Consider the following 22,724-nt stretch of genomic DNA (forward strand, 5'->3'; position numbering starts at 1 on the left):
GTGCAGTCCGAGTGCCCGATCGGCCTGATCGGCGACGACATCGAAGCGGTGTCGAAGAAGAAGTCCAAGGAATACGACGGCAAGACCATCGTGCCGGTGCGCTGCGAAGGCTTCCGCGGCGTGTCGCAGTCGCTCGGCCACCACATCGCCAACGACACCATCCGTGACTGGATCTTCGACAAGGGCGACAAGCACCCCGAGTTCGTCGGCACCCCGTACGACGTCGCCATCATCGGCGACTACAACATCGGTGGCGACGCCTGGGCTTCGCGCATCCTGCTGGAAGAAATGGGCCTGCGCGTGATCGCGCAGTGGTCCGGCGACGGCTCCATCGCCGAGCTGGAAAACTCGCCCAAGGCCAAACTCAACGTGCTGCACTGCTACCGCTCGATGAACTACATCTCGCGCCACATGGAAGAGAAGTACGGCATTCCATGGGTTGAGTACAACTTCTTCGGCCCGTCCAAGATCGAAGCCAGCCTGCGCGAAATCGCCAGCCACTTCGACGACAAGATCAAGGAAGGCGCCGAGAAGGTGATCGCCAAGTACCGCAAGATGATGGACGCGGTGATCGAGAAGTACAAACCGCGTCTGGCCGACAAGACCGTGATGCTGTTCGTCGGCGGCCTGCGTCCGCGCCACGTCATCGGCGCCTACGAGGACCTGGGCATGAACGTGGTCGGCACCGGCTACGAGTTCGGCCACAACGACGACTATCAGCGCACCACGCACTACGTCAAGGACGGCACGCTGATCTACGACGACGTCACCGGCTACGAGTTCGAGAAATTCGTCGAGAAGATCCAGCCCGACCTGGTCGGCTCCGGCATCAAGGAAAAATACGTATTCCAGAAAATGGGCGTGCCTTTCCGTCAGATGCACTCCTGGGACTACTCGGGTCCGTACCACGGCTACGACGGCTTCGCCATCTTCGCCCGCGACATGGACATGGCGATCAACAACCCGGTGTGGGGCCTGACCAAGGCACCCTGGAAGAAGTGAACGTTGCGTGAGGGGTGAGGCGTCTGCGGCAAGCCCGTGACGCTGATCTCGCCCCTTACACCTCACAGAATTTGAAGGAGTTTCAAAATGACTCAGGACGTACAAAACGTAGTCGACCATTTCAACCTGTTCCGTAGTCCGGAATACAAGGATATGTTCGCCGACAAGCGCAAGAATTTCGAGTTCGCCCATCCCGACGAAAAAGTCGAGGAAACGGCTGAATGGACCAAGGGCTGGGAATACCGCAAGCTGAACTTCGAGCGCGAGGCGCTGACCGTCAATCCGGCCAAGGCCTGCCAGCCGCTGGGCGCGGTGTTCGTCGCGGTCGGCTTTGAAGGCACCATCCCCTTCGTGCATGGCTCGCAGGGTTGCGTCGCCTACTACCGCAGCCACTTCAGCCGCCATTTCAAGGAGCCTTCTTCCTGCGTGTCGTCTTCGATGACGGAAGACGCAGCGGTGTTCGGCGGCCTTAACAACATGATCGACGGTCTGGCCAACACCCACTCGATGTACAAGCCGAAGATGATCGCGGTCTCCACCACCTGCATGGCGGAAGTGATCGGCGACGACCTCAACGGCTTCATTTCGACCGCGCGGGAAAAAGGCAGCGTGCCGGCTGACTTCCCGGTGCCTTACGCCCATACCCCGGCTTTCGTCGGCAGCCACATCACCGGTTACGACAACGCGCTCAAGGGCATCATCAGCCACTTCTGGGAAGGCAAGGAACGCACGCCCGGCGAAAAGATCAACTTCATCGGCGGCTTCGACGGCTACACCGTCGGCAACCTGCGCGAAGTCAAACGCATTTTCGATCTGATGGGCGTGAACTACACCATCCTGGCCGACAACAGCGATGTGTGGGATACCCCGGCAGACGGCGAATTCCGCATGTACGACGGCGGCACCACGCTGGACGACGCCAAGGCGGCGCTCAATGCCAAGGCCACCATTTCGATGCAGCAGTACTGCACCGAGAAGACCCTCGACTACATCGCCAAGACCGGCCAGGAAACCGTGGCTTTCAACCACCCGGTGGGGGTGGCGGCAACCGACGCCTTCCTGATGGAGCTGTCGCGCATCACCGGCTTGCCGATTCCCGACGCGCTGACCAAGGAACGCGGCCGTCTGGTGGACGCCATCGCCGACTCCAGCGCGCACATCCACGGCAAGAAGTTCGCCATCTACGGCGATCCGGACCTGTGCTACGGCCTGGCCGGTTTCCTGCTCGAACTGGGCGCCGAGCCGACGCACGTGCTGTCGACCAACGGCGGCAAGGAATGGGAAATCAAGATGCAGGCGCTGTTCGACAGCTCGCCTTTCGGCAAGAGCTGCCATGTCTACCCGGGCAAGGATCTGTGGCACATGCGTTCGCTGCTCAATACCGAGCCGGTGGACTTCCTGATCGGCAACACCTACGGCAAGTACCTGGAGCGCGATACCGGCACCCCGCTGATCCGCATCGGCTTCCCGGTGTTCGACCGTCACCATCACCATCGTTATCCGGTGTGGGGCTACCAGGGCACGATGAATACGCTGGTGTGGATTCTGGACAAGATCTTCGACGAAATGGACAAGAGCACCATCGTCCCGGCGAAGACCGACTACAGCTTCGACATCATCAGGTAAGCGGTAAGCAGTAAGTGGTGAGCGGTGAGGGGCAACAGCAATCCCCACCGCCCACCCCTCACGGAAAGGTAAGAAATGGCTAACGTGACATTCAGTTCGCCCGCGATGAACAAGGACGTCACTGTCTACGCGACCGCAGGCGATTGCCACACGCTCCTGGCAGTGGCGCAAAAAAACAAGCTGCCGATTCATTTCGAATGCGAAAACGGTGAATGCGGTTCATGCGCGGTGGAGGTCGGCATCCTCTCCAATCGCCAGCCGATGGGCATGCATCTGACCGAGAAGGAAAAGGTTGCGCTCAAGCTGGCCGGCAAGATCAGCCGCGAGCAGATCGAGCAGGCCGAATTGAGCGATATACCCCCGCCGTGGCGTCTGGCTTGCCAGTACATCGTGCGTGACGAGGACATTCTGGTGAAGTTCTAGGGAAGGCCGCAGCTGGCCGGGCGATCAGCCCAGAGATGCCGCGACACACTGTTGAAAGGGATGCGCAATGTCTAGTCTGAGTTCGAAGGTTCAGGAAGTATTCGACGAACCCGCCTGCGGCAAGAACCAGGCAAAGGGCGAGAAGGAACGCAAGAAGGGTTGCACCAAGCAACTGGTTCCCGGCGCGGCGGCGGGCGGCTGTGCATTCGACGGCGCAAAAATCGCGCTGCAGCCGATCACCGATGTTGCACATCTGGTGCACGGTCCGATCGCCTGCGAAGGCAATTCCTGGGACAACCGCGGCGCCAAGTCTTCCGGCTCCAGCCTGTACCGCACCGGCTTCACCACCGACATCAACGAACTCGACGTGGTCTACGGCGGCGAGAAGCACCTGTTCAAATCGGTCAAGGAAATCCTCGACAAATACGATCCGGCCGCGGTGTTCGTCTACCAGACCTGCGTCACCGCACTGATCGGCGACGACATCGAGGCGGTGTGCAAGGCCGCCACCCAGAAATTCGGCAAGCCGGTGATTCCGGTCGACGCCCCGGGCTTCGTCGGCAACAAGAACCTCGGCAACAAGCTGGCGGGCGAGGCGCTGCTCGATTATGTGATCGGCACCGAGGAACCCGAGACCACCACGCCCTACGACATCAACATCATCGGCGAATACAACCTGGCCGGCGAGCTGTGGCAGGTGAAACCGTTGCTGGACGAGATGGGTGTGCGCGTCCTGTCGTGCATTTCCGGCGACGCCAAATACAAAGAGGTTGCCTACTCGCACCGCGCCAAGGCAGCGATGATGGTGTGCTCGAAAGCGATGATCAACATCGCCCGCAAGATGGAAGAGCGCTACGAAATCCCATTCTTCGAAGGTTCCTTCTACGGCGTCAGCGACATGAGCGATTCGCTGCGCAACATCGCCAAACTGCTGGTGGACAAGGGCGCGCCGGCCGACCTGCTGGAACGCACCGAAGCCATCATCCAGCGCGAGGAGGCGGCGTGCTGGCAACGCATGGAACCCTACCGGGACAGCCTCAAAGGCGTGAAGGTGCTGCTCATTACCGGCGGGGTGAAGTCCTGGTCGGTGGTGTCCGCGCTGCAGGAAGTGGGCATGGAAATCGTCGGCACCAGCGTGAAGAAATCCACGCTCGAAGACAAGCAGAAAATCAAGGAACTGATGGGCGAGGACGCCCACATGGTCGACGACATGACGCCGCGCGAAATGTACAAGATGCTAAAGGAGGCGCAGGCCGACATCATGCTCTCCGGCGGGCGTTCGCAGTTCATCGCCTTGAAGGCCAAGATGCCCTGGCTCGACATCAACCAGGAGCGCCATCACGCCTACGCGGGCTACGACGGCATGGTGACGCTGGTGCGCGAGATCGACAAATCGCTGCGCAACCCGATCTGGGAACAGGTGCGCCGCCCTGCGCCGTGGGATATCGAAGATGCAAGCTGCACGACACAAGATTCGGGAACGATCGTGACGCTGCCCGGCAACGATGCTTTGCCCCTGAATCTTGCAGCTTGAACCCTGGAGCTGAAATCATGGCCATCGTCACCCACCTCAAGAAATCCTGCGCGGTCAACCCGCTCAAGATGAGCGCGCCGATCGGCGCAGCCCTGGCCTTTACCGGGCTGGACAACTGCATGCCCACGCTGCACGGTTCACAGGGTTGCACCGCGTTCGGGCTGGTGCTGTTCGTGCGCCATTTCAAGGAAGCGGTGCCGATGCAGACCACCGCGATGAACGAGGCGACCACGATCATGGGCGGCTACGACAACGTCGAGCAGGCCATCCTCAACATTCACAAGCGCGCCAAGCCGGCCATCATCGCCATTGCTTCGACCGGCCTCACCGAGACCAAGGGCGACGATGTGGACGGTTACCTGAGCCTGATTCGCAAGAAGCATCCGGAGCTGGATGAGGTCGCGCTGGTCTATGTTTCCACGCCGGACTACGTCGGCGCGTTTCAGGACGGCTGGTCCAAGGCCGTGGCCAAGATCGTCAAGGAACTGGCCGTGCCGGGCCTGCCTGTCGCCGGCCAGATCAATGTGCTGGCCGGCAGCCACCTCACGCCCGGCGACCTGGAGGAAATCCGCGAACTGGTCGAAGCCTTCGGCCTCAAGCCGATCATCCTGCCCGACTTGTCGGGCTCCATGGATGGCCATATTCCGGACAACTTCAGTCCCACTACCCTGGGCGGTACCACGCTGGCGGAACTGCGTGCGAGCGGTTCGTCCGAATTTACCCTCGCCATTGGCGAACACATGCGCGAGGCCGCGCAGACCCTGCAGGACACCTGCAGCGTGCCGTTCGAGGTACTGGAAAGTCTCACCGGGCTCGACACCAACGATCGCCTGATGAGCCTGCTGGCGAAACTGTCCGGCCGCCCGGCGCCGAACAAATACCGCCGCCAGCGCAGCCAGTTGATGGACGCCATGCTGGATGCGCATTTCTTCATCGGTGGCAAGAAGATCGCCATCGGCGCCGAGCCGGATCTGCTGCTCGCCGTCGGCAAGCTGTTCGCCGGCCTCGGCGCAGAGCTCACGGCGGTGGTGACGACGACGGCCTCGCCCGTGCTGGAACACCTGCCGACGCAGGAGGTGCTGATTGGCGACCTCGAAGACCTGGAGCAGCGGGCGGCGGGTTGCGATCTGCTGGTGACGCATTCGCACGGCCGCCAGATGGCGGACCGCCTGCAGCTGCCATTCCTGCGCATGGGCATCCCGATGTTCGACCGTCTGGGAGCTGCGCACCAGGTGACGGTTGGTTACCGCGGCACGCGCAGCCTGATTTTTGAAGTGGCCAACATGTTCATGGCGGCGGCACACGAGCCGGGGCCGGACGATTGGCGACACGCTGCCCCAACAGGAGCGGAATGTGGAAGTTGTACGCCGGCTGCGGCTCATTGACAGCGGTTCGGGTGAATCCTTTTCTAACGGAGGCTATATGAAAGTGGCATTTTGTACGCAGGACATGAAGCGGGTTGACGCCCATTTCGGCTGGGCGAAAAACATCGCCATTTACGAGGTCTCGGCCGATGACGCGCACTTCGCCGAAGCGATCCAGTTCGATGGCGACCTCGAAGAAGACGGCAACGAGGACAAGCTCGCGCCGAAGCTGGAAGCGATCAAGGACTGCGCCATCCTTTACGTGGCCGCGATCGGCGGCTCGGGGGCGGCGCGGGTGGTGGCCAACAAGATCCATCCGATCAAGGTGCAGGAACCGGAGGCCATCGACGCCATCCTGGTGAAACTGCAAGGCGTGCTGAAGGGCACGCCGCCGCCCTGGCTGCGCAAGGTACTGGAAAAGGGTCAGGAAAAGACCTTCGATTTTGACGAAGATGAGGTTGAACAAAATGCTTGAAGCCGAAGTTTCCGCAGTCGCGGCCGATCCAATGCAGTCGCCGTTCATGAAAGAGCTGATCAAGCAGTGGCGCGCCCAGGACACCCACGGCACGTGGGAAGGCAAGACCGACGCCAAGCTGCTGGAGCCCTACATCATCACCAAGGAGCAACGTCGGCAATTGCCCATCATCGGCGACCCCGATCCGGAAACCCTGTGGCGGATGGAGCTGTACTACAACGCCATCGGTCTCGCCATCGAGCGGCAGACCGGCGTCATGGTCTCGCCCATGATGAAGATGTCGCACGAGGGATTCGGCCGCTTGGTGCTGCTGGCCGGGCGTCTGGTCGCGGTCAACAAGCAATTGCGCGACGTCAATCGCTTCGGCTTCGAGAGCATGGAAAAGCTCGCTGAAGAAGGCGAAAAGCAGGTGGCGGCAGGCGTCGGCATGGTGAATCAATATCCCGACGCGGCCAAATATGAGTAAGCCGCGCGGGTGTGCGGCGAGTGGGCGGACGTGAAGCCAAACCCGGGTTCGAGACGCCGAATGATGCTAGGGCGTGTTAACACTAATTTCACGCCCGCGACGAGGCCGATTCGGGATGCAGCCCGAGGAGCGAGACGCGCCGCAGTGTCGTTCACTGCAAGCGGCTTGCGACAAAGGGATGCGCCCGAATCGGCCCGTCCCTCCGGGTTGCCGCGAGAAAGCGCGTCTGCGGCGTTGCGTCGCTTGGCAAGGGATAGCCCTTGCCGGCGCGACACGCCTTGCATCCATCGCTTTCTCGCGGCAACGCGGGTGCGAAATTAGTGTTAACACGCCCTAAAGGAGCAAATCATGGCTGTAATTCTTGAACGTGGCATGGACGTCGAAGTCCCCCATTGGATCGACATTATCGAAAACGAAAACTTCGAGCAGTTTCTGGCCGGAGTGATGGCGAAATCAAAAGGGATGGACAACATGGAAGACAAGGAAGTACTCAAGGCCGAAGTGAAAAAACTCAATGCGCGTGCCATGGAAGCACGCATGGCCTTGCACGATCTGTCGGAAGAACTTCCGGCTGGCCTGGACACGGTGATGGACGTGGCGCAGCAAACCGTTGCTGCTTTCATCAGTCTGGAGGCGGCGCGCAAGAAGCTGGCTGCCGCTACGGCGTGAGGTGAATCATGAGCAACCCGGTCACCATCACCCTGCCCGACGGGCGTAGCTGGACGCCGAAGTTCGTTCACGCCATCAACGAGGAAAAGTGCATCGGCTGCGGCCGCTGTTTCCGCGTGTGCGGCCGCGACGTGCTGCAACTCAAGGGCGTAAACGAGGACGGCGAGTATGTCGAAGTCGCGCTGGACGACGATGACGATGATGGTGAGTATGAGAAGAAGGTCATGACCATCGCCAACCAGATGAACTGCGTCGGGTGCGAGGCGTGCGCCAAGATCTGTCCGAAGAAGTGCTATGACCACGAAGTGATGGAGGCGGGCTGACATGCATCGCGAGTGGCTCGATTACGACATGCTGATGCGGCATGCGCGCGATCCGGATGATGTGCTGGCGCAAACCTTTGCGCGCGTCATCATGGCGTCGGCGCGCGGTACGCTCGCCGCGCCCGGCGTGGGCATGGGGCTGGACCGCTTGCGCTTCGGCGCGCTGGTGGCCTGCTATTTCCCCGGTGCGGATGTGCAATTGTTCGGCGCCGCCTGCAATCCCGCCGCACCCTGCGCCGACTGCACGCCGCTGCCGTCGGACGAGTTTGACGATCTGGTGCAGCTGCTGCTGGAACACCGCAGCGACGACTCCGAGCAGACCGAATGGCTGGCTTACGCCATCGCCAGCGGTTGCATGGGCGGCGATCACCTTTATCAGGACATGGGCCTGCCCGACCGCCAGGCCTTGTCGACCCTGTTGGCGCGGCATTTCAGCGCCTTGATGGCGAAGAACAGCGCCAACATGAAGTGGAAAAAATTCCTCTACAAGCAGCTGTGCGACCGTGCCGAAGTGCGCGCCTGCAGCGCCCCTTCATGCCAGGTATGCGACGAATACCATAAGTGTTTCGGCCCCGAGGATGACAGCGGGCTGGCTCAATTGTCTGCGATCAGCCAGCGCGGCCCCAATGCGGCGGAAGTGCAGTTGCCGGACTGGCTGGTGGATGTGCCGGACGCGTATCGGGCGCAGGTGACGGTGCCATTCCGCCATGAACGCTTCGAGGATGAGCCCTCGCGCGCCTACAAGATTCTGGCCTACGACCGCAACGGCGAATGTTGTTACTACCGCCACCACTACGAATTGACTCAAGTGGCGCTCGACGACGATGACAACTTTTATGAAGAGCAGGCTTATTTCGAGGAAGTGAAGGCCTGGCGGCTGGCGAGCGGCCAGTGGCTGAGTTGCACCATACGGGGCGGGCAGGCAGGTGATTGCCGTGAGCGCAGCCTGCGTCCGGAGTACGCCGTCGTGCCCGAGCGGCCGCGTTGAGTGTTTCATGCTGAGGCGGCCGTAATCCGCTTGTTGGCTTCTCCCTCAATGCTCGTGTGGAGAATGCGCGTGCCGCCCGTGCGACCCGTGATGCCTTTTCAATACCGGCGACGCATTCAGGATGTGATGTACGCATCCATGTCCTGATCAAGGCCTCACGCATCATCCTGACGGTTGCTCCGCGAGCTGTTTTCATTCACGCTGGAGGCCATCATGAGCAAACGATTTTTATCCTTATTCGCCAGCCTGCTCGTTCTGGGCTTCGCCACCCCGCTGCGGGCTGCGGAAGTCCAGGTCGCCGTCGCCGCCAACTTCACCGCGCCGATGCAGAAAATCGCCGCCGACTTCGAGAAAGCCACCGGTCACCAGGCGAAGCTGGCTTTTGGTGCCACCGGCAAGTTTTATGCGCAGATCAAGAACGGTGCGCCGTTCGAGATGCTGCTGGCGGCGGACGATGAAACCCCGGCCAAACTGGAAAATGAAGGGCTCGCCGTGAGCGGCAGTCGCTTCACTTATTCGATCGGACAACTGGCGCTGTGGTCGGCCAAGCCTGGCTACGTCGACGCCAGAGGCGAGGTGCTGAAGCAGGGCGCATTCGACCATCTGGCCATCGCCAACCCCAAGCTGGCACCGTATGGTGCGGCAGCCGTCGAGAGCCTGACCCGGCTGGGCCTGCTCGGCAGCGTCGAAGGCAAGTTCGTGCAGGGCGAGAATATCGCGCAGACCTACCAGTTCGTCAGCACCGGCAACGCCGAGCTCGGCTTCGTTGCACTGTCGCAAATTGTCGAAAACGGCAAAATCAAGAGCGGTTCGGCCTGGATCGTCCCACCTGGCTTGCACAGCCCGATTCGCCAGGACGCAGTGGTGCTGACGCGGGGTAAGGACAATCCGGCCGCGGCCGCGCTGGTCAAGTTCCTCAAATCCGATGCGGCGCGCACGGTGATCAAGTCCTACGGCTACGCACTGTAAACGGGACAGGGCATGCTGAGCGATACCGACTGGAGTGCGATCCGGCTGACGTTTGAACTGGCCAGCATCACCACCTTGCTGCTGCTCGTCATCGGCACGCCCATCGCATGGTGGTTGGCGCGTACGCGCTCGGCCTGGAAGGGCGCAATCGGCGCGGTGGTGGCGCTGCCCATCGTGCTGCCGCCGACGGTAATCGGCTTTTATCTGCTGGTGGCGATGGGCCCCAACGGTCCGGTCGGCCAGCTCACGCAATCCCTGGGGCTGGGCGTGCTGCCCTTCACCTTCGCAGGGCTGGTGGTGGCGTCGGTGTTCTACTCGCTGCCATTCGTGGTGCAGCCGATCCAGAACGCTTTCGAGGCCATCGGCGAGCGCCCGCTGGAAGTGGCGGCCACGCTACGCGCTTCGCCTTTCGACACCTTTTACAGCGTGGTGCTGCCGCTGGCACGTCCCGGCTACCTCACTGCCACCGTGCTGGGTTTTGCCCATACGGTCGGCGAATTCGGCGTGGTACTGATGATCGGCGGCAACATTCCGGACAAGACGCGCGTGGTGTCGGTGCAAATCTACGACCACGTCGAGGCGATGGAATACGCTCAGGCGCACTGGCTCGCGGCAGGCATGGTGGCGTTTTCCTTTCTGATTCTGCTGGCGCTGTATACCCTCAATCCGACCGGGCGGCGCACATGAACGCCATCCAGGCCCGTTTCAAACTCGACTACGCCGGCTTCTCGCTGGATGTGGATCTGCAACTGCCCGGTCGCGGCGTCACTGCCCTGTTTGGCCATTCGGGTTCGGGCAAGACTACGTTGCTGCGCGCCATCGCCGGTCTGGAAAAGGTACCCGGTGGTTTTCTCGAAGTGAACGGCACGGTCTGGCAAGACGCGACGACTTTTCTACCCGTCCACAAACGCCCATTGGGCTACGTATTCCAGGAAGCCAGTCTGTTTCCCCATTTGTCTATCCGCCGCAATCTGGAATATGGCATGCGGCGCGTGTCGGCTGGATCGCGCCAGGTGTCGCTGGACCAGGCGGTGGCGCTGCTTGGAATCGATCCCTTGCTCGATCGCATGCCGGACAAACTGTCGGGTGGCGAAAAGCAGCGGGTTGCCATCGCCCGTGCGCTCGCCACCAGCCCGCGCATCCTGCTCATGGACGAACCGCTGGCCGCGCTCGATCTGAAACGCAAGAATGAGATCCTGCCCTTTCTGGAGCGCCTGCACGACGAACTCGATATTCCCGTGCTGTATGTGAGCCATGCCCCTGACGAAGTCGCACGTCTGGCGGATCATCTGGTGGTCATGGAACAGGGACGCGCACTGGCCAGTGGTCCCCTGGGCGAGACCCTGGCGCGGCTCGATTTGCCCATTCGTCTCGGCGAAGATGCGGGTGTCGTGCTGGAAGGGACGATCGCCGAACTCGATGCGGAATGGCATCTCGCCCGCGTTGACTTCGCCGGCGGCAGCCTGTGGGTGCGCGATAGCGGCGTACCCCTGGGACAGCACGTGCGCGTGCGCATTCTGGCGCGCGACATCAGCATTGCGCGGGTCGCTCAATCCGACAGCAGCATTTTGAATGTTCTTCCCACTACCATCGAGCAACTGACGGATGACACGCATCCGGCGCTGGCGCTGGTGCGCCTGAATGCCGGCGGCGTCCCCTTGGTTGCACGCATCACGCGGCGTTCCGCAGCCAGACTGGCCCTGTGCCCGGGGCTCAACGTGTGGGCGCAGATCAAGGCGGTGGCGCTGGTGGGGTGAATTTCGGAAGGTTCAGCGCCCCGATTCAACGCTGCGGTGCGCTTAACCTTGCTGCCGCTTCTGTTGCAGGTAGGACCGGCGCTCGATGCGCAGTTGCTCGATTTCTCGATCCACCCGCACCACATCCGGATGCTGCTCGGTGTATTTCAGCAGGAGCTCGGTACGCTTGATGCGCAATTCAACCCGTTTCTTGTCGAGACCCGTCAGATAAGCATCGGGCTGGGGGGGCGGCGTGTCGGACAGAACCGGGGCTGCGGCAATCGCCTCTTCGGCAAGTGTTTGCGGCGAATCCTGGGGCATGCCTGGCGTCTGGGCGGCTTGCTCCGGGTTCAGGCTGGCCGGATTTGCCGGGAGAGCGGGCTGTACGACGCTGCCGGCAGGTGAAGGGGTGGCTTGCTGGGGCATGTCGGTGAAGACTTTCATGACCAGAAGGCCCGTTGCTGCCATCAACAGAAGCGCCGCAAGCGGCTTGAGGAATGTGGGTGAACGGCTAGAACGAGACGGGGCAACGGGCTGCGCAGCCGGCGCGGGTGGGACGCTGGCGGTCAAGCCGTGCAGGGCTTTGACGAGTTCGCTGGCGTCGGGCCGGTCCTGCGGGTCCTTGCTTAACATGCGCGCCAGCAGGGCGGAGAGTTCGGCGGGTATCTGCGGACGCAGGGTCTCGGCTGGAACCGGCATTTCACTGATTACGCGGTAAATGATGTTCGGCAGGCTTTCGCCATCGAAGGCGTAGCGGCCGGTCAGCATTTCGTACAGTACGGCGCCGAGCGAAAAAATATCCGAGCGTCCATCAACCGCACGCCCCATGGCCTGTTCCGGCGACATGTAGCGCGGCGAACCGAGCATTTGCCCGGTTTGCGTCTGGTTGCTGTTGATCAGGTGGGCGATGCCGAAATCGGTCAGCTTGACGCGTCCGCGCGGCTGCGTGACGACGACGTTGGCGGGTTTGATGTCCCGGTGGATGACGCCGTGTTCGTGCGCAAACGCCAGTGCTTCCGCCATCTGCGTGACGGTGTCGAGCGTCAGGTCGAGCGGGATCGGCCCCTGGTTCATGATGTCGCGCAAGGTTCTGCCGGACAGGTATTCCATAGCGATGTAGGCGAGACCGTCGGCTTCGCTGACATCGTAGATCGTCACGATGTTGGGATGGGAAAGCCGCCCCGCGCTTCTGGCTTCGCGCAGGAAGCGCGATTCCGCATCGGCGCCTTCCCGTTGCAACTGGGCGATGGATACGGTTTTGATGGCGACCACGCGTTCGATCATCGGATCGCGCGCGCGGTACACCGTGCCCATCGCGCCTTGGCCGATTTCGTCCAGGATTTCGTAGCGGCCGATCGTCATGTGAACGCTTGTGTGGAGGACCAGAGATTCAGTTGCGGCATTCGATGATCTGGCCGCGTACCGATGTGCTGTCTGCACCCATCAGATACAGGTACCAGGGCATCAGATCGTCGGTGCTGGGCAGCGTATCGGGGTCGAGCCCCGGATGGGTGCGCGCGCGCAGGCTGGTCGCCACCTGGCCGGGAATCAGGGTATTGATCCGCAGGTTTTCTTCCGGGCTGATTTCGTCGGCCCAGATGCGGGTGAGGGTTTCCAGCCCCGATTTGGCGACGGCATAGCCGCCCCAGAAGGCTGCGGGTTGGTGGCCGTGGGTTTCGCCGGTGAACACGACCGAAGCGTCGGGCGATTGCTTGAGCAGGGGCAGGCAGGCGCGGGTCAGCGCAAACGGGGCGATCAGGTTGACCCGCATCAGGCTCTGCCATTGATCGAGTGTCTGCAGCGCAAGGGGCGTGAGGTTGTAGAACTGGTGCGCACTGTGCAGTACGCCGTCGAGACGCTTGAGATGGTGCGCAAGGGTGCCGGCCAGGGTTTCCAGGCTGCGGTCGTCGGCCACGGCGAGGTCATACGGGAACATTGCGGGTTCTGCGCCGCCAGCCGCGATGATTTCGTCGTACACCGCTTCGAGCTTGGCTTCGTTGCGCGCAAGCAGCGCAACGGTGGCGCCGTGACGCGCGAACGCGAGACTGGCGGCCCGACCCAGGCCTGAGCTGGCTCCGGTGACGAGAATGACGCGGCCTGCAAGGAGGTCGGGGCGGGGGGAATAATCTTTCATAGTTGTTCGATCAGGGTTTGCGCGGATTGTACCCCGCTCGTTGTTGCGCTTTCGAGCGTGGCGGGATACGTGCCGGCAGTGTAGTCGCCGGCAAGGACAATGCGAGGGTGGGACGTGCGGTTGGCCGGACGTGCGAGCGCGGGGATACACGCATAGGTGGCCTGCTTTTCGACGATGGCCTTGCGCCAGCGCACGGGCCCCGGATCGATGTTGCGTCGCAACTGCGCTTCGGCCCGGTCCATCCAGTCGGCCGGCAAGTCTGCCGCGGCGCTGGCAACAAAGGCCAGCAAGCCGGGCTGAGCGTGACTTTGTCCGCGGTCGAACACGAACTGCGCAGGCCCATCGGCAAGTGCGAGCAGGGGCGAGTCAAGTCGAAAGCCGGGGTCGTATTGCACATAGGCCGTTGCGATGGCCTGGTAGCCATAGCTTGTCACGGCGTTGACTGCCGTCTGGAGCTCGGGCACGGGCGCCGCCAAATCCGCCAGGTGTTGCGGGGCCACGGCGAGGATGACATGGCTGAAGACCAGGGTTTCGTCGCGCGTGTGAAGCGCGATGGCGTCGCTCGACGCGGCAAGCGCGCTGACCCGGCTGGACAGACGCACGCTGCCGCCCAATGCCGCGATCCGGGCGGCAGCCGGCGCGGGAAACAGGGCGGTCAGATCACGGCGCGGCAGCAGCAGGTCGCTGTGGTCGTTGCGTCCGCCGAACGCGGCGCGGATCACGTTGCGGAATACCCGGGCGCTGGCGGTTTCGGGCGGCGTATTCAGCGCAGAAATGCACAAGGGATGCCACAGCAGGCGATTCAGTTTGGCTGGCTGGTCACGCGTGAGCTGGTTGACGCTGAGCTGATCGGATACCTCTGCGCCGTGCAAAAGCGAATAGGCCCAGCGCGCGGCAGCCAGCTTTTCGCGCCAGTTCAGCCCTTGCGCACCCAGCAATCCGGCCAGCAGATGCAGCGGAGCGGGCAGGCGGGGGCAGTCCAGGCTGAAATCCGACGGCTGCCTGAGGCTGAGCGGCAGCCGCCACAAGCCTGCAGACGCCTGCAGGCGTTCGATCAGCTGCAGGGTCTGGCCGTAGGCGCCGAGCAGGATGTGCTGGCCGTTGTCGAGGGTGTTTCCTTCCCACTCGACGACCCGCGCACGTCCGCCGAGGGTGCGGCTTGCCTCCAGCAGGGTGACGCTGACGCCTGCTTCGGCCAGGGTCAGCGCGGCGGCGCAACCGGCCCAACCGCCGCCGACGATGGCGACGTGGGGTTTGGCCTGAGGGCGATTCATGTGAGCAGCCAGGTTTTGCTTGCCAGCCACAGCTTGCGCAGTGGCGTCAGCGAGACGCGCGCGCGCAGCACGGGAAAGTGATCGCGCCGGATTTCCTCCAGCAAGGTGCGGTAGATCGCCGCCATGGCCAGACCAGGGCGTTGCGCGCGCCGTGCCCCCGCAGGAAGCACAGCGAGCGCACGGTCGTAGCAGGCGATCGCGCGCGCGTACTGGAACTGCATCAGGGTCTGGAATTCGGGCGTGTCGCGGCCGTTCAGCAGGTCGGCTTCAGCGACGCCGAAACGCACCAGTTCGTCCTGCGGCAAATAAATGCGTCCGCGCCGCGCGTCCTCCCCCACGTCGCGGATGATGTTGGTGAGCTGGAAGGCCAGCCCCAGTTCATGCGCGTAACGGCGGATTGCGCGGTCGTCCGCACTGCGCTCACCGTCGAACAGCGAGGCCGCCACTTCGCCCACGACGCCTGCCACGCGGTAGCAATACAGGTTGAGCGATTTGAAATCGGGGTAACGCTGGCCGTCCAGATCCATCGCCATGCCGTCGACGATTTCCAGCAACAGGGCGGCCGGAATCGTGCGCCCTTGCGGGGTGTCGAACAGGGCGTGGGTCGCGGGATGTTCCGGCACGCCAGCCGCAAACCGTCCGATCTCTTCACGCCACCAGTTGAGTTTGGTCTCGGCGATCGCACGTTCGTGACATTCGTCCACCACGTCGTCGAGCTCGCGGCACAAGGCATAAAAAGCCGTGATCGCGCGCCGGGTGTCGGCGGGCAGAAAGACAAAGCTGTAATAGAAGCTGGAGCCGCTGGCGGCAGCGCGTTCCTGACAGTATTGATGGGCGTCCATATTCAATACAGCGCGCGTCCGAGCATGAGCATCCAGTCCTTTTTGGTCAGCACCGGGCGATTGTGGAACACGCAGCCTGGATCGGCGTGCAGTTTGCGCAGGATGGTTTCGCCCCCCAGGATGGTGACGCGCAGTTCCAGCCCGACGCGTCCCTTGAGTTGCCGTCCGAGCGGCGCACCGGCCTGCAGCAACTTTCGGGTGCGCTCGATTTGCCGGCCCATCATCATGTTCCAGGTGCCGCGTGCATCGCCATCGGCGATCTGCTTTTCGCTGACGTGCAGCGCGGCGAGTTCGTCCTGTGGCAGATACACGCGGTCTTTCCGATAGTCGACCGCGATGTCCTGCAGGAAATTGATCAATTGCAGGCTGCTGCAGATGGCATCGGAATAGGCCAGATGCCGCGGATCATGGTCGCCATACAAATGCAGCATCAGACGGCCGACCGGGTTGGCCGAGCGGCGGCAGTAGTCCATCACTTCGCCGAAATGGGCATAGCGCGTTTTTTCCACATCCTGCGCAAACGCAGACAGCAAATCGCGGAACGGCGCGAGCGGGATGGCGAATTCGCGTATGGCGATGGCCAGGGGGCCAAATATTATGGGATCGGTCGGTGTGTCGCCGCGTTCGATGCGATCCAGCTCGGCATGGTAAGCCGCCAGTTGAGCGAGACGTTCGGCGGCCGGAGCGTTGCCTTCATCGGCAATATCGTCCGCACTGCGGGCGAATCGGTAAATGGCTTCAACCGGCCGGCGCAGGCGTCTGGGCAGCAGCCAGGACGCAACGGGAAAGTTTTCGTAATGATCGACCGGCACCGGAAACAAAAAAACGGAATGGGAATAAAGACTTAGCGAGGAAGCGGCGCCCCGTTGGGTGACAGCATCATATTGATTATATTACACTTATCGATGAAGACTTTGCGGCTTAGCCGCGAGAGTGGCGGAATTGGTAGACGCACTGGATTTAGGTTCCAGCGCCGCAAGGCGTGGGGGTTCGAGTCCCCCCTCCCGCACCACCGGTTTTTTCTTACTACCCTTACTTATCAATCAATTCAGTCAGGAAATATTTGTGATGCAAGCGAATCTTGAAGTTCTCGAAGGTCTGGTTCGGCGCCTGGACATTAATGTGCCCATGGAACAACTGGAAGCCGAAGTGCAAAACCGCCTCAAGCGGATGGCACGCAACGTCAAGATGGATGGTTTCCGTCCGGGCAAGGCGCCGCTGGCGGCCGTGGCGCGCCAGCATGGCCCAGGCGTGCGCCAGGAATTGCTGGGCGAAGCCCTGCAAAGCCGGTTTGGCGAGGCCGTGCAGGCGCACAAGTTGAAAATTGCCGGTTACCCCCGATTTGAGCCGAAAGCGGGCCAGACTGCAGCTGCAGAAATGACCTTCAGCGCCCGTTTTGAGGTCTATCCTGAAGTTAGGATCGACGCGTTGACGGGGGGCAAGATCAGCCGTCCGGTTGTGAGTTTGAGCGATGCCGATGTGGCGAAAACGCTCGAAGTGCTGCAGAAGCAGCGCCGTACCTTCGAAGTGAGCGAGCGGGCTGCAGCCGAAGGCGATCTGGTCAAGTTCGATTATCAGGGTACGGTCAACGGTGTGGCGTTTGAAGGCGGTAAAGGCGAAGACTTCGCTGCAGTGATCGGCGAAGGGCGTCTGCTGAAGGATTTCGAGCAGAGTCTGGTTGGCCTCAAAGCCGGTGCCAGCAAAGGCTTTGACGTGACCTTCCCGGCTGAATACGCCGCGAAAGAGCTCGCCGGCAAGGCAGCGCATTTCGAAGTGCAGGTGAAGGAAGTCCAGGCGCCGGTATTGCCCGCAATCGATGCGGAATTCGCCAAGGCTTTGGGGGTTGAGGATGGCGATGTGGACAAGCTTAAGGCTGAGGTGAAGTCGAATCTGGAGCGCGAAGTGAAGCGCCGCGTGCAGACCAAGCTGAAAGAACAGACAATGGAACTGCTTTTGCAAAAGAGCATGCTGGATCTGCCGCAAAGCCTGGTGGCGATGGAAACGGACCGTCTGCTGAAAATGACCGAAGCCGATATGCAGTCGCGCGGGGTTCAGACCATGAAGCTGACGACCGATATGTTTACTGGACAGGCCGAGCGCCGGGTGCGTTTGGGCTTGATCCTTGCTGAAATCGTGCAGGCCAATAAACTGGTGGCACAGCCCGATCAGATCCGCACCCTGATCGAGGAGCAGGCGCAAAGCTACGAAGAGCCCGAGCAGGTCGCACAGTGGTTCTACCAGAACCCGGAGCGGATGCAGGAAATCGAGTCGCTGGCGCTGGAAGAAAACGTTGTAGCATGGGTTGCCGGCCAGGCTGCGGTAGAAGATGTGACAACCACCTTTGAAGAACTGATGGGACGTGCCTGATGCTTATTGATTTTGAACGCCAATCCATGGAACCCCAGGGTCTGGGTCTGGTTCCCATGGTCGTCGAGCAGAGCGGCCGTGGCGAGCGCGCGTATGACATCTATTCGCGCCTGCTCAAGGAACGCGTCATTTTCCTGGTGGGGCCGGTGAATGACGCAACGGCCAATCTGGTGGTCGCACAAATGCTGTTCCTGGAGTCGGAAAATCCAGACAAGGATATTTACTTTTATATCAACTCGCCCGGTGGCTCAGTGTCGGCCGGGATGGCGATCTACGACACCATGCAATTCATCAAGCCGGATGTGTCCACACTCTGCATCGGCCAGGCAGCGAGCATGGGCGCCTTTTTGCTGACCGCAGGCACCCACGGAAAACGTTTCTGTTTGCCGAACTCGCGTGTGATGATTCACCAGCCTCTGGGTGGATTTCAGGGGCAGGCATCGGACATCGCGATCCACGCCAAGGAAATCCTGTACCTGAAAGGCCGTCTGAACGGTATGTTGGCGCAGCATTCAGGGCAAAGTCTGGAAACAATCGAACGCGACACTGATCGCGACAATTTCATGAGTGCAGAGGATGCGGTGAGTTACGGCCTGGTCGACAAGGTACTGACGACCCGCGCCGAAGCAAGCGCTAAATAAAGGAATCAGGCATGGTTGAAAAAGGCTCGAGCGACAAGCTCCTTTACTGCTCCTTTTGCGGCAAAAGCCAGCACGAGGTGCGCAAGCTGATTGCTGGGCCGTCGGTTTTCATCTGCGACGAATGTGTCGAGCTGTGTAATGACATCATCCGCGAGGAAATCCAGCAGGCCGACAATCAGAAGGGTGCAAGCACCGATCTGCCGACGCCCCATGAAATCAGCAATATTCTTGATCAATATGTAATTGGTCAGGGGCAAGCCAAGAAGTCACTGGCGGTTGCGGTGTACAACCACTACAAACGGTTGCGCAGCAATTCGGGCACCGGTGACGTCGAGCTGGCCAAGAGCAATATTCTGCTGATCGGGCCGACCGGTTCGGGTAAAACCCTGCTGGCTCAGACTTTGGCGCGGCTGCTGAATGTGCCTTTTGTGATCGCCGACGCAACCACCCTGACCGAAGCCGGCTATGTGGGTGAGGATGTCGAAAACATCATCCAGAAGTTGCTGCAAAAGTGCGACTACGATGTGGACAAGGCCAAGCAGGGTATTGTTTATATTGATGAAATCGACAAAATTTCGCGCAAGTCGGATAACCCGTCCATTACCCGCGATGTGTCGGGTGAAGGTGTGCAACAGGCATTGCTCAAACTGATCGAAGGCACCACGGCTTCGGTTCCGCCGCAGGGTGGCCGCAAGCATCCGAATCAGGAGTTTGTTCAGGTCGACACCAGCAACATCCTGTTTATTTGTGGTGGCGCGTTCAGCGGACTGGAAAAAGTCATTCGTGGCCGCACTGAAAAGGGCGGCATCGGATTTGGCGCTCAGGTCAAGAACGTCGACGACACCAAGCGTGACGTCGAGTTGCTGCATCAGGTCGAACCCGAAGACCTCATCAAATATGGTTTGATTCCGGAGTTCGTCGGGCGCCTGCCTGTCGTGACGACGCTTGATGAACTTGATGAAGCCGCGCTGGTGCAGATCCTGACCGAGCCGAAGAATGCGTTGACCAAGCAGTTCGCCAAGCTGTTCAAGATGGAAGGCGTGGAACTCGAGTTTAGGGAGGAAGCGCTCAACGCGATCGCCAAACGTGCGCTGGCTCGCCGTACGGGCGCGCGCGGGCTGCGTTCCATTATTGAACATGCTTTGCTTGACACCATGTATGACTTGCCTTCGCTGAAAGGCGTGAGCAAGGTAGTCGTCGATCAGGGATTAATCAATGGCGAGGGCAAGCCCTTGCTGATCTATTCCGAGCAGGGTGAGCAGCCGCTGGCTGCTGGCGCCTGAATCCCGGTGTGAGCCGACTTCGTTGCCGGCTCACTTGAAATACGAACTATGCCCCCCAGCTAGGGAAGTGCGTGGTTTATCGCCACGCATCTTTTCCTCAACCCTGACCAGGAAATCATGATGAGCGACAACGTATCCAAGGAACAGATAGACCTGCCGCTGTTGCCGTTGAGGGATGTGGTGGTATTCCCCCATATGGTCATTCCGTTGTTTGTCGGACGACCCAAATCGATCAAGGCGCTGGAAACCTCTATGGAATCCGGCAAAAGCATCCTCCTCGTCGCACAGAAAACCGCTGCACAGGACGACCCCACCCCTGAAGACCTCTATGACACGGGCAGCGTTGCGACTGTGTTGCAGATGCTGAAATTGCCCGATGGCACCGTCAAGGTGTTGGTGGAAGGCAATCAGCGTGCCCGCGTAATCGACGTGACCGACGTGGGCACCCATCTCACGGCGCGTGCCGAAATTTTGCCGGCCGAGGGTGAAGAGCTGGTTGAAGTTGAGGCGATGCGCCGTGCGCTGCTGACGCAGTTCGACCAGTACGTCAAACTGAACAAAAAAATTCCGCCGGAAATTCTTACTTCATTGTCGGGCATTGACGAAGGCGGCCGTCTGGCCGACACCATCGTCGCGCATTTGCCGCTTAAGCTTGAGCAGAAGCAGGAAGTGCTGGAAATGATAGGCGTGAACAAACGCCTGGAGCATCTGCTGGGTTTGCTGGAAGGCGAACTTGATATCCTGCAGGTGGAAAAGCGCATTCGCGGCCGCGTCAAGCGGCAGATGGAGAAAAGCCAGCGTGAGTATTATCTGAACGAGCAGGTCAAGGCGATCCAGAAAGAGCTGGGCGATATCGAGGAAGGTGCTGAGCTGGAAGACCTCGAGAAGCGCGTCAAGGAAGCCAGCATGTCCAAGGAGGCTGAGGCCAAGGCCATGGGCGAGTTGAAAAAGCTGCGCATGATGTCGCCGATGTCTGCTGAAGCCACGGTGATACGCAGCTACATCGAAGCCATCGTGGGCTTGCCCTGGAAGAAAAAGACCAAGATCAGCAAGGATCTCGCCAAGGCTGAACAGGTACTGGATCAGGACCATTACGGCCTCGACAAGGTCAAGGAACGCATCCTTGAATACCTCGCGGTACAGCAGCGCGTGGACAAGGTTAAAGCACCGATCCTCTGTCTGGTCGGACCACCCGGTGTAGGAAAAACCTCACTCGGCCAATCCATCGCGCGCGCGACCAACCGCAAGTTTGTGCGCATGGCTTTGGGGGGCGTACGCGACGAATCAGAGATTCGCGGGCATCGTCGTACCTATATTGGATCGATGCCCGGCAAGATCCTGCAAAGCCTGACCAAGGTCGGGGTGAAGAACCCGTTGTTCCTGCTCGATGAAGTCGACAAGATGGGGCAGGATTTCCGCGGTGACCCTTCGTCCGCCTTGCTGGAGGTGCTGGATCCCGAGCAGAACCACACATTCCAGGATCATTACATTGAGGTTGAGTACGACCTTTCCGATGTGATGTTCGTGGCAACAGCCAATTCGCTCAACCTGCCTGCGCCGCTGCTGGATCGCATGGAAGTGATCCGGCTTTCGGGCTACACGGAGGATGAAAAGGTCAATATTGCAGTGCGCTATCTGGCACCCAAGCAGCTCAAGGTAAATGGCATCAAGGAAGGTGAGCTTGCCATTGCCGAGTCGGCGATTCGTGACATCGTGCGGTATTACACGCGCGAGGCAGGCGTCCGCAATCTTGAGCGCGAGTTGTCCAAAATCTGCCGTAAGGCGGTCAAGGCGCTGCTGCTGAAAAAGCATACCAGCAAGATCTCGGTCACTTCGCGCAATCTTGAAAAGTATCTGGGTGTTCGCCGCTTCAGTTTCGGCATCGCCGAAATGAACAATCAGGTGGGCCAGGTTACCGGGCTTGCGTGGACAGAAGTGGGCGGAGAATTGCTGACAATTGAAGCGGTCGCTCTGCCAGGTCGCGGCAAAATGACGACGACCGGCAAGCTTGGGGAAGTGATGCAGGAGTCGATCCAGGCGGCGCTTTCGGTGGTGCGATCCCGTGCTCGCAAGCTGGGCATTCAGGACGATTTTTATCAGAAGCGCGATATCCATATCCACTTGCCGGAAGGCGCGACGCCAAAGGATGGCCCATCCGCAGGCATTGCGATCTGCACGTCCATGGTGTCAATTCTCACCGGGATTCCGGTGCGGGCTGATGTCGCAATGACGGGTGAAATCACATTGCGGGGCGAAGTGCTTCCAATCGGTGGTCTGAAAGAGAAACTGCTGGCCGCGCATCGGGGTGGAATCAAGACCGTTCTGATTCCGCATGAGAATGTAAAAGATTTGACGGAAATTCCGGACAACATCAAAAACAAACTCGACATCCATCCAGTGAAATGGATCGATCAGGTGCTGGAGCTGGCGCTTGAACGTTTGCCCGAGCCGTTAAGTGATGAACCTGCGGCAGAAACGGCGACTGCATTGCCTGTGCAGGACGATGAAGCCGCAACAGGGGCTTCATTGAAACATTGATATTTAATTAAGCTTCGCCCCGAATCCCACGCCAGACGTGGGATTTTTTCGTCCGTCATGCTGAAAACCG

22 protein-coding genes and 1 tRNA gene are annotated in these 22,724 nt (G+C 60.6%); 18 read left to right on the forward strand and 5 right to left on the reverse strand.

The genetic code is table 11. From position 1 onward, the window contains the following. From IV098_RS06160 to modC, 13 genes are all read left to right on the forward strand, one after another. Window positions 1-1,002: nitrogenase component 1 (locus IV098_RS06160; RefSeq protein WP_296887102.1), on the forward strand; the 1,002-nt coding region annotated here is incomplete at its 5' end. An 87-nt stretch (window positions 1,003-1,089) separates the two neighbouring features. After that, window positions 1,090-2,628, forward strand: coding sequence for a nitrogenase molybdenum-iron protein subunit beta (nifK, locus tag IV098_RS06165; protein WP_296887104.1), 1,539 nt, complete (start codon window positions 1,090-1,092; stop codon window positions 2,626-2,628). 75 nt (window positions 2,629-2,703) lie between these two features. Then, a complete protein-coding gene (locus tag IV098_RS06170; protein WP_296887106.1) occupies window positions 2,704-3,051 on the forward strand; it encodes a 2Fe-2S iron-sulfur cluster-binding protein in 348 nt (115 codons plus the stop codon). 67 nt (window positions 3,052-3,118) lie between these two features. After that, window positions 3,119-4,585, forward strand: coding sequence for a nitrogenase iron-molybdenum cofactor biosynthesis protein NifE (gene nifE / locus IV098_RS06175; RefSeq protein WP_296887109.1), 1,467 nt, complete (start codon window positions 3,119-3,121; stop codon window positions 4,583-4,585). 17 nt (window positions 4,586-4,602) lie between these two features. After that, window positions 4,603-5,970, forward strand: a complete 1,368-nt coding sequence (gene nifN / locus IV098_RS06180; protein WP_296887111.1) for a nitrogenase iron-molybdenum cofactor biosynthesis protein NifN — start codon at window positions 4,603-4,605, stop codon at window positions 5,968-5,970. A 37-nt stretch (window positions 5,971-6,007) separates the two neighbouring features. Further along, window positions 6,008-6,424: a nitrogen fixation protein NifX gene (gene nifX, locus IV098_RS06185; RefSeq protein ID WP_296887113.1), complete on the forward strand. Its 417-nt coding sequence runs from the start codon at window positions 6,008-6,010 to the stop codon at window positions 6,422-6,424. Then, window positions 6,417-6,890 (forward strand): NifX-associated nitrogen fixation protein, encoded by a 474-nt coding sequence (locus IV098_RS06190; protein ID WP_296887115.1) that lies wholly within the window; start codon window positions 6,417-6,419, stop codon window positions 6,888-6,890. Before nifX ends, IV098_RS06190 begins: the two co-directional genes overlap by 8 nt. A 348-nt stretch (window positions 6,891-7,238) precedes the next feature. Beyond that, window positions 7,239-7,559 carry a CCE_0567 family metalloprotein gene (locus tag IV098_RS06195; RefSeq protein WP_296887117.1) on the forward strand — a complete coding sequence of 107 codons (321 nt, stop codon included), beginning with the start codon at window positions 7,239-7,241 and terminating at the stop codon, window positions 7,557-7,559. 8 nt (window positions 7,560-7,567) lie between these two features. Continuing rightward, window positions 7,568-7,882 (forward strand): ferredoxin III, nif-specific, encoded by a 315-nt coding sequence (fdxB, locus tag IV098_RS06200; protein WP_296887119.1) that lies wholly within the window; start codon window positions 7,568-7,570, stop codon window positions 7,880-7,882. 1 nt (window position 7,883) lies between these two features. Beyond that, window positions 7,884-8,870 carry a nitrogen fixation protein NifQ gene (locus tag IV098_RS06205; RefSeq protein WP_296887122.1) on the forward strand — a complete coding sequence of 329 codons (987 nt, stop codon included), beginning with the start codon at window positions 7,884-7,886 and terminating at the stop codon, window positions 8,868-8,870. 213 nt (window positions 8,871-9,083) lie between these two features. Further along, entirely contained in the window at window positions 9,084-9,839 is a 756-nt protein-coding gene (gene modA / locus IV098_RS06210) for a molybdate ABC transporter substrate-binding protein (RefSeq protein WP_296887125.1), read from the forward strand. A 12-nt stretch (window positions 9,840-9,851) separates the two neighbouring features. After that, window positions 9,852-10,526 carry a molybdate ABC transporter permease subunit gene (modB, locus tag IV098_RS06215; protein ID WP_296887128.1) on the forward strand — a complete coding sequence of 225 codons (675 nt, stop codon included), beginning with the start codon at window positions 9,852-9,854 and terminating at the stop codon, window positions 10,524-10,526. Next, complete coding sequence (gene modC, locus IV098_RS06220) at window positions 10,523-11,596, forward strand: molybdenum ABC transporter ATP-binding protein (RefSeq protein WP_296887130.1); 1,074 nt, start codon at window positions 10,523-10,525, stop codon at window positions 11,594-11,596. The genes modB and modC overlap by 4 nt, the downstream gene beginning before the upstream one ends. 42 nt (window positions 11,597-11,638) lie before the next feature. On the opposite strand, the gene IV098_RS06225 is transcribed toward modC, so the two are convergent. The 5 genes from IV098_RS06225 to hpnC are packed head-to-tail and all read right to left on the reverse strand — an operon-like array spanning window position 11,639 to window position 16,637. Continuing rightward, window positions 11,639-12,937, reverse strand: a complete 1,299-nt coding sequence (locus tag IV098_RS06225; RefSeq protein WP_296887132.1) for a serine/threonine-protein kinase — start codon at window positions 12,935-12,937, stop codon at window positions 11,639-11,641. A 28-nt stretch (window positions 12,938-12,965) separates the two neighbouring features. Then, window positions 12,966-13,709 (reverse strand): YciK family oxidoreductase, encoded by a 744-nt coding sequence (locus IV098_RS06230; protein ID WP_296887134.1) that lies wholly within the window; start codon window positions 13,707-13,709, stop codon window positions 12,966-12,968. After that, window positions 13,706-14,983 (reverse strand): hydroxysqualene dehydroxylase HpnE, encoded by a 1,278-nt coding sequence (gene hpnE, locus IV098_RS06235; RefSeq protein ID WP_296887135.1) that lies wholly within the window; start codon window positions 14,981-14,983, stop codon window positions 13,706-13,708. The genes IV098_RS06230 and hpnE overlap by 4 nt, the downstream gene beginning before the upstream one ends. Beyond that, window positions 14,980-15,825: a presqualene diphosphate synthase HpnD gene (gene hpnD / locus IV098_RS06240; RefSeq protein ID WP_296887136.1), complete on the reverse strand. Its 846-nt coding sequence runs from the start codon at window positions 15,823-15,825 to the stop codon at window positions 14,980-14,982. The genes hpnE and hpnD overlap by 4 nt, the downstream gene beginning before the upstream one ends. A 2-nt stretch (window positions 15,826-15,827) precedes the next feature. Continuing rightward, window positions 15,828-16,637 (reverse strand): squalene synthase HpnC, encoded by an 810-nt coding sequence (hpnC, locus tag IV098_RS06245; protein ID WP_296887138.1) that lies wholly within the window; start codon window positions 16,635-16,637, stop codon window positions 15,828-15,830. Between the two features lie 115 nt (window positions 16,638-16,752). Between hpnC and IV098_RS06250 the strand changes: the two genes are divergently transcribed. The 5 genes from IV098_RS06250 (at window position 16,753) to lon (ending at window position 22,654) form a co-directional block, all read left to right on the forward strand. After that, a tRNA-Leu gene (locus IV098_RS06250) sits at window positions 16,753-16,837 on the forward strand. Window positions 16,838-16,893: 56 nt separating this feature from the next. Further along, window positions 16,894-18,192, forward strand: coding sequence for a trigger factor (gene tig / locus IV098_RS06255; protein ID WP_296887140.1), 1,299 nt, complete (start codon window positions 16,894-16,896; stop codon window positions 18,190-18,192). Further along, window positions 18,192-18,833 (forward strand): ATP-dependent Clp endopeptidase proteolytic subunit ClpP, encoded by a 642-nt coding sequence (gene clpP / locus IV098_RS06260; RefSeq protein WP_296887142.1) that lies wholly within the window; start codon window positions 18,192-18,194, stop codon window positions 18,831-18,833. Before tig ends, clpP begins: the two co-directional genes overlap by 1 nt. Window positions 18,834-18,844: 11 nt before the next feature. Then, window positions 18,845-20,116, forward strand: coding sequence for an ATP-dependent Clp protease ATP-binding subunit ClpX (clpX, locus tag IV098_RS06265; protein ID WP_296887144.1), 1,272 nt, complete (start codon window positions 18,845-18,847; stop codon window positions 20,114-20,116). 117 nt (window positions 20,117-20,233) lie between these two features. Beyond that, a complete protein-coding gene (gene lon / locus IV098_RS06270) occupies window positions 20,234-22,654 on the forward strand; it encodes an endopeptidase La (protein WP_296887146.1) in 2,421 nt (806 codons plus the stop codon). Window positions 22,655-22,724: the final 70 nt, after the last annotated feature.

It is taken from the genome of Thiobacillus sp., from assembly GCF_018780105.1.
Taxonomy (GTDB): Bacteria; Pseudomonadota; Gammaproteobacteria; order Burkholderiales; family Thiobacillaceae; genus Thiobacillus.